Here is a 13,044-nt window from a genome sequence, read left to right as displayed (position 1 = left end):
GGGGCCGCTTCGCAGCCCAACGGGGATAAATCCCCTCACCACACAGGCTCGCTCCCACAGGGATACGGGTGATCTTCAGGGTTGTTCAGGTTAGGTTCAGCTAAATGCCAATGGATGCCATTTGGGAATGAGTGTCATTATGTTACAAATTAGCACCCTATCTAATGACACCCCGGTGCTGAATGCTCGTTCCTTTTCTGATCATGTTGCGCGAAGGCATTGAAGCCGCGCTGATCGTTGGCATCATCGCCAGCTACCTCAAGCAGACCGGCCGCGGCCAGTGGATGCCTGCAGTGTGGATCGGCGTTTTCCTCGCCGCGGCCCTGGCCCTGCTGGTGGGCGGAGGCCTGGAACTGGTCAGTGCCGAGTTCCCGCAGAAACAACAGGAACTGTTTGAAGGGGTGGTCGGGCTGGTGGCCGTGGGCATTCTCAGTTCCATGGTGTTCTGGATGCGCAAAGTCGCGCGTTCAATCAAACATTCGCTGCACGCTTCTCTCGATCACGCGCTGACCGGTTCCAGACACCAGGTCACGGCGCTGATCGCCATGGTGTTCTTCGCCGTCGCCCGGGAAGGTCTGGAAACGGTGTTCTTCCTGCTCGCGGTGTTCCAGCAGAGCGAAGGCCCGGCAGCACCGATTGGTGCCCTGCTCGGCCTGATCCTGGCGATCATCGTCGGTTTCCTGATCTACACCGGCAGCATGCGCTTGAACCTCGGCGCGTTCTTCCGCTGGACCGGGTTGTTCATTCTGGTGGTGGCTGCCGGAATACTGGCCAACTCGGTGCAAGCGCTGTATGAAGCCGGGGTCTGGAATCACCTGCAAACCGTGCTCTTCGACTTCAGCTCGACGCTGCCGATGGACGGCCCGCTCGGCGCGGTGCTGGCCGGGATGTTCGGTTACCAGGATGCGCCGACCTTCAGCACTCTCGGGGCGTATCTGATTTATCTGGTGGTGGCGCTGGTGTTGTTTTTTCTCCCGGCCCCGGCACCGGCTAAACAACCTTCTTCCGTTTCCAGTCAGTAAGGGCACCCATGCCAAATCAAGCCTCTCCCCAGGCCTCCCCTCCCCGTGCCTTGCGTTGGGCGGTGGCCGGTTCGGTGATCGTGATGATCGCCGCCGGTGGTCTGTTCTACTACGCCTCGAAAATGGCCGCCGCCAAGCGTCAGGCCAACCATGACGAAGTGCTGGTGACCATCCACCCGCACAGCTGCGAGCCGAATGCACTGAGCGTCCCGGCCGGTCGCGCGAGTTTCCGCATCGTCAATCGCTCGGATCGGGCCGTTGAATGGGAAATCCTCGACGGTGTGCTGGTGGTCGAAGAACGGGAAAACATCGCGCCCGGCCTGAGCCAGGTAATCAATGCCAACCTGTTGCCCGGTGACTATACGATCACGTGCGGGCTGTTAAGCAATCCACGCGGCACCCTGCACGTCAGCCCGACGGCTGCTTCGGATGCCGCCGCCAAGGCCAAACCGTCGATGGTCGCGTTCATCGGGCCGTTGTCGGAATTCCGCGTCTACCTGAGCAGCCAAAGCACTGCGCTGATCAAAGCCGTCACCGCGCTTGAGCAAGCCATCGCAGCCGGCGACCTTGCCCAGGCACAGGCGCTGTATGTGCCGGCCCGAACGGCCTATCAACGGATCGCCGCGGCTGCCCAGCGTCTGGCGGAGCTGCACAACACGATCAACGCCCGCGCCGATTACTTTGAGAAACGCGAGCAGGATCCAGGCTTCGCCGGTTTCCACCGGATCGAATACGCACTGTTCCAGCAACGCACCCTCGACGGTCTGATGCCCGTCGCCCAGCGTCTGATCGCCGACGTCACCACGCTCAAACAGCAACTGCTGGCCCAGTCGCTGCCGCCCGAGCAACTGGTGAGCATTCTGGTGCGAAACCTCAACAACATGGCCGACGTACGTGCCAGCAGCGGTGAAGAAGAACGCTACAGCCACACCGACCTGAACGGGTTTGCCGCCAACCTCGACGCCACCCGCAAAGTCGTCGACCTGTTGCGTCCGTTACTGACCAAAACAGCTGGCGAGCTGCTGCCGAAGATCGACAGCGCCGTCACTGCCCTCGACGCCGAGCTCAACGGCTTCAAGGTCAATGAAGGCTATGCGAGCTACGACAGCGTCAGTGCCGAGCAGCGCAAACAGATCGCCGACAAGGCCAAGGTTCTGGCCGACGCACTCGATGGAATCGATCCCGCCCTTGGCCTTTCCGGCCTGTAAGCAGAAGAACAAACCGATGAACGATTCAGAGCAATTCAACCTCCAGCGTCGCCGGGTCTTGATGGGCATGGGCGCCGCCGGCGTGGCATTGGCCGGCACCGCACTCAGTTGCCCGGCGATGGCCGCCAGCCCGGCGCAAGTCACCGAAGCGCCGAGCAGCGACAAGACTGAAGACCGCCACGCGTTCCACGGCAAGCACCAGACCGGCATCGTCACCCCACGCCCGGCCTGCGGCATGTTGGTGTCGTTTGATGTATTGGCCAGCGACCGCGAAGACCTGGAGCGCTTGTTTCGCACCCTCAACGAGCGCATCGCCTTCCTGATGAAGGGCGGCCCGGTCACACAGGTCGATCCGAAACTGCCGCCGGTGGATTCGGGGATTCTTGGTCCGGTGGTGACGCCAGACAACCTGACCATCACCGTGTCGGTGGGCGAGTCGCTGTTCGATGAACGCTTCGGCCTGGCCGCCGCCAAACCCAAGCGGCTGATCCGCATGGTAGGTTTTCCCAACGATGCACTGGAAGCCGATTGCTGCCACGGTGATCTCAGTGTGCAGTTCTGCTCCAACACCACCGACACCAACATCCACGCCCTGCGTGACATCGTGAAAAACCTGCCGGACTTGCTCCTGGTGCGCTGGAAACAGGAAGGCAGCGTGCCGCCCCAGGCCCCGGTCAAACCCGGTGTGCCCGCGCAAAGTGCACGCAACTTTCTCGGTTTTCGCGACGGCTCGGCTAACCCCGATTCCAACGATGCCACGACCATGAACAGCATCGTCTGGGTCCAACCCGGCAGTGACGAACCGGCCTGGGCGGCCAATGGCAGCTATCAGGCCGTGCGGATTATCCGCAACTTCGTCGAGCGCTGGGACCGCACGCCGCTGCAGGAACAGGAAAGCATTCTCGGCCGGGCCAAGAGCACCGGCGCGCCGATGGGTGGCGAGCATGAAACCCAGATCCCGGACTATTCCAAGGACCCTGAAGGCAAGTTGACCAAGCTCGACGCGCATATCCGCCTGGCCAACCCACGCACCACCGCGACACAGGCCAACCTAATCCTGCGCCGGCCGTTCAACTACTCCAACGGCGTGAACAAGAACGGTCAGTTGGACATGGGGCTGCTGTTCATCTGCTATCAGGCGGACCTGCAAAAAGGCTTCATCACCGTGCAAACCCGACTCAACGGCGAGCCGCTCGAGGAATACCTCAAACCGGTCGGCGGCGGGTATTTCTTCACCCTGCCAGGCGCAACGGATGACAAGGACTTCATCGGTCGCACGCTGCTTGACGCCACGCAACCAGCTCTTCAACCAAAAGCAACCGCCTAACCAACCCCCACCACGGAACCGTCCCATGAAAAAGTCGCCCCTCGCGTTACTGCTGACCCTTGGTTTGCTCAACACCCCACTTTCGGCTTTCGCGGCGACGGCACCGCTGGAGTTGGTGGGGCCGATCTCGGATTACAAGATTTACGTGACTGAACAGCTCGATGAGCTGGCCAGCCACACCCAACAATTCACCGACGCCGTGAAAAAAGGCGATCTGGCCACCGCCAAAAAGCTCTACGCCCCGACCCGCGTCTACTACGAATCGATCGAGCCAATTGCCGAATTGTTCAGTGACCTGGATGCATCCATCGACTCTCGCGTCGATGACCACGAAAAAGGCGTGGGCGCCTCCGACTTCACCGGTTTCCACCGCATCGAATACACGCTGTTCTCGGAAAACAGCACAAAGGGCCTTGGCGAACTGGCCGATGGCTTGAACAAAGACGTGAAAGACCTGCAAACCCGCGTCGCCGGCCTGACCTTCCCGCCGGAAAAAGTGGTGGGCGGCGCAGCGGCTCTGCTTGAAGAAGTCGCTGCGACCAAGATCTCCGGTGAAGAAGATCGCTACAGCCACACCGACCTTTATGACTTCCAGGGCAACATCGACGGCGCGAAGAAAATCGTCGATTTGTTCCGTCCGCAGATCGAAAAGCAGGACGCGGCCTTCATTGCCAAAGTCGACAAGAACTTCGCGACGGTAAACAAGACGCTGGCCAAGTACAAAACCAAAGACGGTGGTTTCGAGACGTATGACAAGGTAAAGGAAAACGACCGTAAGTTGCTGGTCGGGCCGGTGAATACACTGGCTGAGGATTTGTCGACGTTGCGTGGGAAGTTGGGGTTGAACTGAGTTTTTTGTAGCGTCTGAGCGGGCCCTATCGCGAGCAAGCTCGCTCCCACATTGGATTTGTGATCGACACAACCCCCCTGTGGGAGCGAGCTTGCTCGCGAAGGCATTTTGGAGGGCGACACACCTACCCCATCATGCTCACAGAATCCGATAGAGCAACCGCTCAATCCGCACCCGACTCACGCGCTTGAGAAACTTGGCCACCCCCGCCGGGTATTCCAGCAGCGTTTCCAGCTCCTGATAACGCTCGATGCGGCGGGTGTTCTCAAAAATCTCCGCCAGCTCTTTACGACGCGGCTCCAGCAACTCACCTTTTGGATCATCAATCAGCAAGGCATTTTCCAGATCGAGTCGGAACGCCCGCGGGTTGAGGTTGTTGCCGGTCAGCAAGGTGTAGCGCTGATCGATCCACATGCCCTTGAGGTGATAGGTGTTGTCGCCGTCACGCCACAGGTGCAGGTTCAACTGGCCGCTGTCGACGCTGCGATGATGACGCTTGGCGAAACGCCGCAGGCTAATCTCGTAAAGGTACGGCAGCGCCGAGATCACCTTGAACGGCTCGCTCGGTGGGATGTAGAAGTCGTTGGCCGTCTTGTCGCCGACAACGATGTCGATCTTCACGCCCCGCGCCAGTGCCCGGTTGATCTCCCGGATCACGGCCAGCGGCAAGTTGAAGTATGGCGTGCAGATGGTCAGTTGATGTTGAGCGCTGGCGATCAACTCGCAAATCACTCGGTTCAACGGATTGTTCTTGCCGACACCGAGCAATGGGCTGACCGACAAACCACCCTTTTCCGTGGTACCTGTCGTGGTGTCGTACGCCGCGTGCTTGAGGCGGCTGCGCAGGTCGCCGATGTCGTTGCGCAGGCTGCGGGTGGTCGGCAGGTTCGGCAAATCGAGACGATGCACCGCTTTGGAAGCGATCAGACCGTGCTGAATCAGTTGCTGCATCGAATCGGCCAGAGCGCTGTTCTGCAGCACGTGATAACGGTCGTAGCGGTATTTGTCGAATTTGTGCAGATAGACGTTGTTCAGACTCGCGCCGCTGTAGATCACGCAATCGTCGATCACGAAGCCTTTCAAATGCAGCACGCCGAACAGTTCTCGGGTCTGCACGGGAACGCCATACACCGGCACTTCACTGGCATGAGTCCGGGTGGTTTCCTGGTACCAGGCCGAGTTGCCCGGCTGCTTGCCGGCGCCGATCAAACCGCGCTGGGCGCGCAGCCAGTCAACGACCACCACCACGTCCAGTTCCGGACGCGCCAGTTTGGCCGCGTGCAAGGCATCGAGAATTTCCTGGCCGGCTTCATCCTGTTGCAGATAGAGCGCGACGATATAAATGCGCTGGGTGGCGCTGGCGATCTTTTCCAGCAGGCACCGGCGAAACTCGGCAGCGCCAGAAAGGATGGTGACGGCATCGGCGGTCAGCGGAAAACTGCGCAGTTTGGGCAGCAGAGAGCGTTTGAAAAGCGACGGCATAGGGCTCGCAAAAAGGTCGAATCCGGAGAACCCGAGAGCTTACACCATGGATTGCCTTGGGTCTTGTGAGTGTCTGTAAAGGCCCCTTCGCGAGCAGGCTCGCTCCCACATTGAAATGCATTCCCCTGTGGGAGCGAGCCTGCTCGCGAATGCGATTTTTCAGCCGACAAAAATATCTGCTTGACCAAGGAGAACGATCGTTCTACTGTTCGCCACATGAACGAAATAACCAGCAACGACACACGCGACATCATTCTGGATGTCACCGAAAAGTTGATCTACAAAAGTGGCATCGCTGCCACCGGGATGGATCTTCTGGTGAAAACCGCCGGCGTCTCCAGAAAGAGTATTTACCGCTACTTCGCCAACAAGGAGGAGCTCACCGTCGCGGCCCTGCAACGCCGTGATGTGCGCTGGATGCACTGGTACAGAAGCGAAGTCGACCAGGCTGAAACGCCGGCCGACCGGCTGCTCAACCTGTTTACCGTACTCAAGGCCTGGTTCGCCTCCGAAGGTTTCCGTGGCTGTGCATTCATCAATACCAGCGGCGAAACCGGCGACCCGCAAGACCCGGTTCGCCTGGTTGCCAAAGACCATAAACAGAAGCTGCTCGACTACGTGCGCGAGCTCTGCACCGAACATGGCGCCACAGACCCGGAGACGCTGGCCAAACAGCTGCTGATCCTGATCGACGGCGCCATTACCGTGGCGCTTGTCATGGGTGATCACAGTGCCGCCGATAATGCGCAATGCATGGCGCGAAAGTTATTGGACCTGTAACACTTTAACCAAGCCCGACAACTTGCTAGAACTTTACTTTGATAGGGAGACTATGAATGTCTAATGCCGAAGTTCGTCCGCCATTGCCGCCATTCACCCGTGAATCGGCCATCGAAAAAGTACGCCTGGCCGAAGATGGCTGGAACTCCCGCGACCCGGAACGGGTGTCGCTGGCCTACACCCTGGACACCAAATGGCGTAACCGCGCCGAGTTCGCCTACAACCGCGAAGAAGCCAAAGGTTTCCTGACGCGCAAATGGGCCAAGGAACTGGATTACCGCCTGATCAAAGAACTTTGGGCCTTTACCGGCAACCGCATCGCCGTGCGTTATGCCTACGAATGGCACGACGACTCGGGCAACTGGTTCCGCTCGTACGGCAACGAAAACTGGGAGTTCGACGAGAACGGTTTGATGGCCAATCGGTTTGCCTGCATCAACGACATGCCAATCAAGGAAAGCGACCGCAAGTTCCATTGGCCGCTGGGTCGTCGGCCTGACGACCATCCAAGCTTGTCCGACCTGGGCCTGTAACTTCTGACTTGAAATGATTTCCCCCTGTAGGAGCTGCCGAAGGCTGCGATCTTTTGAACTTGCCCTTAAAAAGCAAAATCAAAAGATCGCAGCCTTCGGCAGCTCCTACAGGGACCGAGGAAATCAGGCTACTGCAGCGGTGTGCGTGACCTGCGACTTGGCTTCCAGCTCACGCACCAACGGCAATACCCGCTGACCGAAATACTCCACCTCCTCCTGAAAGTGCAGAAACCCCGCCAACACCAGATCCACGCCCACCGCTTTCAACGCGACGATCCGCTCGGCAATCTGCTGCGGCGTACCGATCAGGTTGGTCTTGAAACCGTCGTTGTACTGCACCAGATCCTCGAACGTCGACTTGGCCCAGTTGCCCTCACCCTCAGGTGACGCCCTGCCCGCCTGCTTCGCGGCATCGCCAAACGCATTCACCGCCTCGGGGTCCGCCTGATCGATGATTTGCGCCAGCACGGCTCGCGCTTCTTCTTCGGTGTCGCGGGCAATGACAAACGCGTTCACGCCGACTTTCACCGAATGATTGTTCACCGCCGCTTTTGCGCGAATGTCGTCGACCTGGGCCTTGATGCCTTCCGGGGTGTTGCCGTTGGTGAAATACCAGTCCGAAACCCGTGCGGCCATGTCCCGAGCCGCGCGGGAACTGCCACCCTGGAAGATTTCCGGCTGACCCAGCGGTTTGGGTTTGAGGCTGTAGTTGTCGAAGCGGTAGAAGTCACCACGAAAGGTGAAGTTGTCCTGGCTCCAGATGCCCTTCAGCGAGCGGATGAATTCTTCGGAGCGGCGATAACGCTCGTCGTGTTCCAGCCAGTGTTCGCCAATCGCCTGGAATTCACCCTTGAACCAGCCACTGACAATGTTCACCGCCACCCGGCCGTTAGTCAGCTGGTCGATGGTTGCCAGTTGCTTGGCCGCCAGCGCCGGTTGCCAAGGGCCGGGCAGGATTGCGGCGATCACTTTCAGTTTGGTCGTGGCGGCCAGCAACGCATGGCTGAAGGCGACGGATTCGTGCTGGTACTCGGCGCCGTAACCGGCGGTGAAGCGGATCTGCGTCAGGGCGTATTCAAACCCCGCCTCCTCGGCCAGTTGCGCCAGTTTGCGGTTGTAGTCGATACCCCAGTGGGTGCGTTGCTCGATCTTGCTGACCACCAGCCCGCCGCTGACGTTCGGCACCCAGTAGGCAAATTTGACGGCTTGCTGACTCATTGGCATGTCCTCGAGATTTTAGGGATGTCCTAAGGCAAGAGCAGCAACCGTGCCAGCGCTGAAATCATGGGGTGGGCGAACCCTGTGGCGAGGGGGCTTGCCCCCGTTGGGTCGCGAAGCGGCCCCAAAAAATGGGACTGCTGCGCAGTCCAACGGGGGCAAGCCCCCTCGCCACAGAGTGGGTGTGCCTGAGGCAATTTGCTGATGCACTGTTGGTACAGCAACAATTCACTGCGTGCCGACATCCAATTCCTCCAGTAAATCCTGGCCCGCGAGCTTCGGCATGGACCATGCAATTGCCCCTGGCAGACGCAACACTTTCTACTGCCGATTCAAGGAGCGCCCTCATGACCGAACACCAGGTAATCAATCCGCTGTCCATTGGCACCGACTATGAAGCGCTGGCCGCAAGGTTCCGGCCGATTTTCCAACGCATCGCCGCCGGTGCCGTTGAGCGCGAACAGTCCCGCAGCCTTCCGTACGAACCGATTCAGTGGCTCAAGGATGCCGGGTTTGGCGCGGTGCGGGTGCCGGTCGAATACGGCGGCGGCGGCGCGTCCCTGCCACAACTGTTTGAGCTGCTGATCGAATTGGCCGAAGCCGATTCCAACGTGCCTCAGGCCTTGCGCGGGCACTTCGCCTTTGCCGAGGATCGCTTGAACTCGGCGCCCGGGCCGGCGCGGGATCTGTGGTTCAAACGCTTCGTAGACGGTGACATCGCCGGCAATGCCTGGACCGAGATTGGCAGCGTCGCCATTGGCGATGTCATCACCAAAGTCTCGCCTCACGGCGATCAATGGAAGCTCAACGGCGAGAAGTTCTACAGCACCGGCAGCCTGTTTTCCGACTGGATCGATGTGTACGCGCAACGCAGCGACACCGGCGGCGACGTGATAGCCGCCGTCCGAACCCGCCAACCTGGCATCGTGCAGAGCGACGACTGGGACGGCTTCGGCCAGCGCACCACCGGCAGTGGCACCTCACGGTTTATCGATGCCGATGTGGAGGCTGAGAACATCATCGATTTCGCCACCCGTTTCAAATACCAGACCGCGTTTTATCAGTTGGTGCTGCTGGCGACCCTGGCCGGGATCGGTCGTGCGGCGTTGCGCGATGTGGCTCATCAGGTGCGTGAACGCAAACGCATCTACAGCCATGGCAATGCGCAGCATGTCAGCCAGGATTCGCAGGTGCAGCAAGTGGTCGGTGAAATCGCGGCACTGGTATATGCCGCCGAGGCCAGCGCCTTGAGGGCTGCACAACAGGCGCAGCGGGCTTATCTGGCACGATTCTCAGGTGATGAAGCCTTGGAACAAGAAGCGAATGTCGCGGCGGAAATCGAATCGGCCAAGGCTCAGGTGGTGGTGTCGGAGCTGATCCAGCGAGCGACCACAGAGCTGTTCAATGCACTGGGGGCTTCGGATACTCGGGTGGGTAAATCGCTGGACCGGCACTGGCGCAATGCGCGGACCGTGTCGTCGCACAATCCGGTGATCTACAAGGCGCGGATTGTCGGGGATTGGACGATCAACGGGACCGAGCCACCGTTTGTGTGGCAGATCGGGAATGGGCCTGAGCGCAAATCTGACTGACACACATAACACCAACGTAGGAGCTGCCGCAGGCTGCGATCTTTTGACTTTGCCTTTTTAAGATCAAAAGATCGCAGCCTGCGGCAGCTCCTACAGGGTTGCCTGTCGAAAAATGGATAGCGCTTGACAGGTCGCCCGCAAGAACGGTTATAGGTAAGATATCGGCCCTTCCCCGCAGCCCTGTCCTGCACCCCGCCGAATAAGCCGATTCCATGCCTTTCGAACTCAGTGTTGACCTCACCACCCTGGCCATTTTGGCCCTCGTCGCTTTCATTGCCGGTTTCATCGACGCCATTGCCGGCGGTGGTGGTCTGTTGACCACCCCGGCGCTGCTGACCGCAGGCCTGCCGCCGCATCTGGTGCTGGGCACCAACAAACTCAGTTCGACGTTCGGCTCGGCCACCGCCAGCTTCACCTTCTACCGACGCAAGCTGTTCCATCCAAGGCAGTGGATGCACGCCATTGTCGGCACGCTGGCCGGCGCATTGACCGGTGCCGTGGTCGCTCACTACCTGCCGGCGGAATGGCTGAACAAGATGCTCCCAGTGATCGTTTTCGGCTGCGGCGTCTATCTGTTGTTTGGCGGCACGCCGAAAGCGCCGCTGGACAGCGACGCACCGATCAAGAAAAAGTGGCAATCGACCCAAGGCTTCGGCCTGGGTTTTTACGACGGCGTGGCCGGTCCCGGCACGGGTGCGTTCTGGACTGTCAGCACGATGCTGATGTACCCCATCGATCTGGTGAAGGCCAGCGGCGTGGCGCGCAGCATGAACTTCGTCAGCAACATTGCGGCACTGTCGGTGTTCGTGTTTTCCGGGCAGGTGGACTGGATCATCGGCCTGAGCATGGGCCTGTCGGTGATGGTCGGGGCGTTCTTCGGGGCTCGCACCGCCATCAGCGGCGGTGCGAAGTTCATTCGCCCGGTGTTCATCACCGTGGTACTGGGCTTGACCGTGCGGTTAGCCTGGCAACACTGGTTCAGCGTGGCCTAAGCGCCGCGCTACATAGACGTCGATCAGGTAACGGGCAATCGAGCGTGACGCCGGCAACGGCGGCAGCTCATGAACGTTGAACCACTGGGCGTCTTCGATCTCGTCTTCCTGACACACGATTTCGCCGCCGGCGTATTCGGCATGGAAACCCAACATCATCGAATGCGGGAACGGCCAGCACTGGCTGCCCATGTACTGGATGTTCTTGACCTCGATCTGCACTTCTTCACGGACTTCGCGAATCAGGCAGTCTTCGGCCGATTCGCCCGGTTCGGCAAACCCCGCCAACGTGCTGTAGACCCCGCTGACAAAGCGTGGCGAACGGGCCAGCAGGACTTCATCGCCCCGGGTCACCAGCACAATCATGCTCGGCGAAATGCGCGGGTAGCTGCGTAAATCACACGGCTCGCAATACATCGCCCGTTCCCGGGTCACTTGGGTCATCGCCTGCCCGCAGTTACCGCAAAAGCGGTGTTCGCGGGCCCAGGTGCCGATTTGCGCGGCATAACCGAGCACCTTGTAAACCGTATGGTCGCCTTCGAGCATGAACGCCCGCAGGCCTTTCCAGTTGCAGCCCGGCACGTCGCTGTGACTGCGCAGCTCCAATAAATAGACCGGTTCGCCGTCCAGGTGACCGATGCCATGTTCGGCGAGGATCGACAGGTCCTGCCGCTTGAGCCATTCGCGCGGGAACAGCGCGCCATTGTCATCGAACAGAAAGCCTTCGGGGCTGCGGGCCACGGCCCAACCGCCGGGTTGGTCGGTGTCCAGTACTGCGGTGGTCCAGCGTGAAGTCATTTTTAATCAATCCAGAAATTCGGGTTTCTGTTTGCTCATATGGGCGGCCATGGCCACACGCAGATCAGTGGATTGCAGCATGGCGGCGTTCCAGGTGGCGACGTATTCGAGGCCGTCGTCGATGCGATGGTCGCGCATGTAGCTGATCATCTCTTTGGTGCCGGTGATCGCAATCGGTGACTTGCTGGCGATCTCGCGGGCTATGCCCATGACAGCGTCGAGCAGGCTGGCCGTGTCGCTGTAAACGCGATTGACCAGGCCCATGCCACGCGCTTCTTCGGCACCGAAAGTGCGACCAGTGTAAGCCAGTTCACGCAGCATGCCGTCACCGATGATCCGCGGCAAGCGTTGCAAGGTGCCAACGTCGGCGGCCATGCCGATGTCGATTTCCTTGATCGAGAATTGCGCGTCTTCGGCGGCATAACGCATGTCGCAGGCCGCAATAAGATCGATGGCGCCACCCAGGCAATACCCCTGAACCGCCGCCAATACCGGCTTGCGGCAATTGTCGACGGCATTGAAAGACGCTTGCAGGGCGAGGATCTTGCGGCGCAGCAGGCGCGCGTTACGCCCCACGTCCTTGCCCAGTTCACTGGCCACGCCGGCCAGCATCATTAGGTCGATGCCAGACGAAAAATGCTTGCCCGCACCACTGAGCACCACCACCCGGACTTCGTCGGTGTCGTCGACCCACTGGAAAATCTCGATGATCTCGCTCCAGAACGCGGCATTCATCGAATTGATTTTTTCCGGCCGGTTGATCTGCACATGGGCGATTTTATCGGCCAGTTCGACGGTGAACGCAGTGTACTGAGACATGGCAGTGATCCTTTTACCGGGCAGAAAATGAGGTCCGGACTATAACAAGGCAACATGGCCGGCTGTAAGGCAGCGGTTCGGCCAAAGACGGGACTGGCCGCCGCGCACCACAACGGTGCATGAGCATTGCCACGCTTCGCACATTCATGTGACATCTCGACTTTTTTTTGAGGCAAAACGGTAAAAAAACATGCCCTTCGTCGGTGCGTTTCTCCCTCCAAGCGGTAAGTCCGTACCTCTTTAAACCGATTGTCGAACAATTTTGCCATCTGGCCTCCCCCGCTCTAAGTTCTGGCCTAGACTCAGTTCCGCGGGTCGAAACCGGTCGGTCACAAAGCGGAAAGAAAGTCGAAACTTTTGCCGGTCGTGACGGGTCAGGTTAAAGGGAGGTGCGTTGCGACTGGTGCAATCCTTGCAACGATC

Annotated in this window: 12 protein-coding genes; 8 read left to right on the top strand and 4 right to left on the bottom strand. The window is 59.6% G+C overall.

From position 1 onward, the window contains the following. Window positions 1–182 precede the first annotated feature (182 nt). Genes efeU through efeO (ACA059_RS15155) form a run of 4 tightly spaced genes read left to right on the top strand, consistent with a single transcriptional unit; the run spans window position 183 to window position 4,407 of the window. Complete coding sequence (gene efeU, locus ACA059_RS15170) at window positions 183–1,022, top strand: iron uptake transporter permease EfeU (RefSeq protein WP_497634563.1); 840 nt, start codon at window positions 183–185, stop codon at window positions 1,020–1,022. Between the two features lie 8 nt (window positions 1,023–1,030). Then, window positions 1,031–2,230, top strand: a complete 1,200-nt coding sequence (gene efeO / locus ACA059_RS15165) for an iron uptake system protein EfeO (protein ID WP_497634562.1) — start codon at window positions 1,031–1,033, stop codon at window positions 2,228–2,230. A 16-nt stretch (window positions 2,231–2,246) separates the two neighbouring features. Continuing rightward, window positions 2,247–3,557 carry an iron uptake transporter deferrochelatase/peroxidase subunit gene (efeB, locus tag ACA059_RS15160; protein WP_497634561.1) on the top strand — a complete coding sequence of 437 codons (1,311 nt, stop codon included), beginning with the start codon at window positions 2,247–2,249 and terminating at the stop codon, window positions 3,555–3,557. A 25-nt stretch (window positions 3,558–3,582) separates the two neighbouring features. Continuing rightward, window positions 3,583–4,407: an iron uptake system protein EfeO gene (gene efeO / locus ACA059_RS15155; RefSeq protein WP_497634560.1), complete on the top strand. Its 825-nt coding sequence runs from the start codon at window positions 3,583–3,585 to the stop codon at window positions 4,405–4,407. A 138-nt stretch (window positions 4,408–4,545) separates the two neighbouring features. Here the strand turns inward: efeO (ACA059_RS15155) and pssA are convergent, their stop codons facing one another. After that, window positions 4,546–5,889 carry a CDP-diacylglycerol--serine O-phosphatidyltransferase gene (gene pssA / locus ACA059_RS15150; RefSeq protein ID WP_497634559.1) on the bottom strand — a complete coding sequence of 448 codons (1,344 nt, stop codon included), beginning with the start codon at window positions 5,887–5,889 and terminating at the stop codon, window positions 4,546–4,548. Window positions 5,890–6,105: 216 nt separating this feature from the next. On the opposite strand from pssA, the gene ACA059_RS15145 reads away from it, so the two are divergent. Both ACA059_RS15145 and ACA059_RS15140 read left to right on the top strand, forming a co-directional pair. Further along, window positions 6,106–6,669 carry a TetR/AcrR family transcriptional regulator gene (locus tag ACA059_RS15145; protein ID WP_008152706.1) on the top strand — a complete coding sequence of 188 codons (564 nt, stop codon included), beginning with the start codon at window positions 6,106–6,108 and terminating at the stop codon, window positions 6,667–6,669. Between the two features lie 56 nt (window positions 6,670–6,725). Further along, on the top strand, window positions 6,726–7,202 hold the full coding sequence (locus ACA059_RS15140; RefSeq protein WP_010460010.1) for a nuclear transport factor 2 family protein: 477 nt from the start codon (window positions 6,726–6,728) through the stop codon (window positions 7,200–7,202). A 123-nt stretch (window positions 7,203–7,325) separates the two neighbouring features. Here ACA059_RS15140 and sfnG read toward each other — a convergent pair whose 3' ends face one another. Beyond that, window positions 7,326–8,420 (bottom strand): dimethylsulfone monooxygenase SfnG, encoded by a 1,095-nt coding sequence (gene sfnG, locus ACA059_RS15135; RefSeq protein ID WP_497634558.1) that lies wholly within the window; start codon window positions 8,418–8,420, stop codon window positions 7,326–7,328. 347 nt (window positions 8,421–8,767) lie between these two features. Between sfnG and ACA059_RS15130 the strand changes: the two genes are divergently transcribed. Next, window positions 8,768–10,012, top strand: coding sequence for an acyl-CoA dehydrogenase family protein (locus ACA059_RS15130; RefSeq protein WP_497634557.1), 1,245 nt, complete (start codon window positions 8,768–8,770; stop codon window positions 10,010–10,012). Between the two features lie 212 nt (window positions 10,013–10,224). Next, window positions 10,225–11,004, top strand: coding sequence for a TSUP family transporter (locus ACA059_RS15125; protein ID WP_497634556.1), 780 nt, complete (start codon window positions 10,225–10,227; stop codon window positions 11,002–11,004). On the opposite strand, the gene nudC is transcribed toward ACA059_RS15125, so the two are convergent. Both nudC and ACA059_RS15115 read right to left on the bottom strand, forming a co-directional pair. Then, window positions 10,972–11,802, bottom strand: coding sequence for an NAD(+) diphosphatase (gene nudC / locus ACA059_RS15120; RefSeq protein WP_497634555.1), 831 nt, complete (start codon window positions 11,800–11,802; stop codon window positions 10,972–10,974). The genes ACA059_RS15125 and nudC overlap by 33 nt on opposite strands. Window positions 11,803–11,808: 6 nt before the next feature. Next, window positions 11,809–12,621 (bottom strand): crotonase/enoyl-CoA hydratase family protein, encoded by an 813-nt coding sequence (locus ACA059_RS15115; protein ID WP_497634554.1) that lies wholly within the window; start codon window positions 12,619–12,621, stop codon window positions 11,809–11,811. Window positions 12,622–13,044: the final 423 nt, after the last annotated feature.

This window comes from Pseudomonas sp. LBUM1647 (assembly GCF_059716175.1).
Note: the sequence above shows the minus strand (reverse complement) of the source record. Positions and strands in the feature narration are given on the sequence as shown.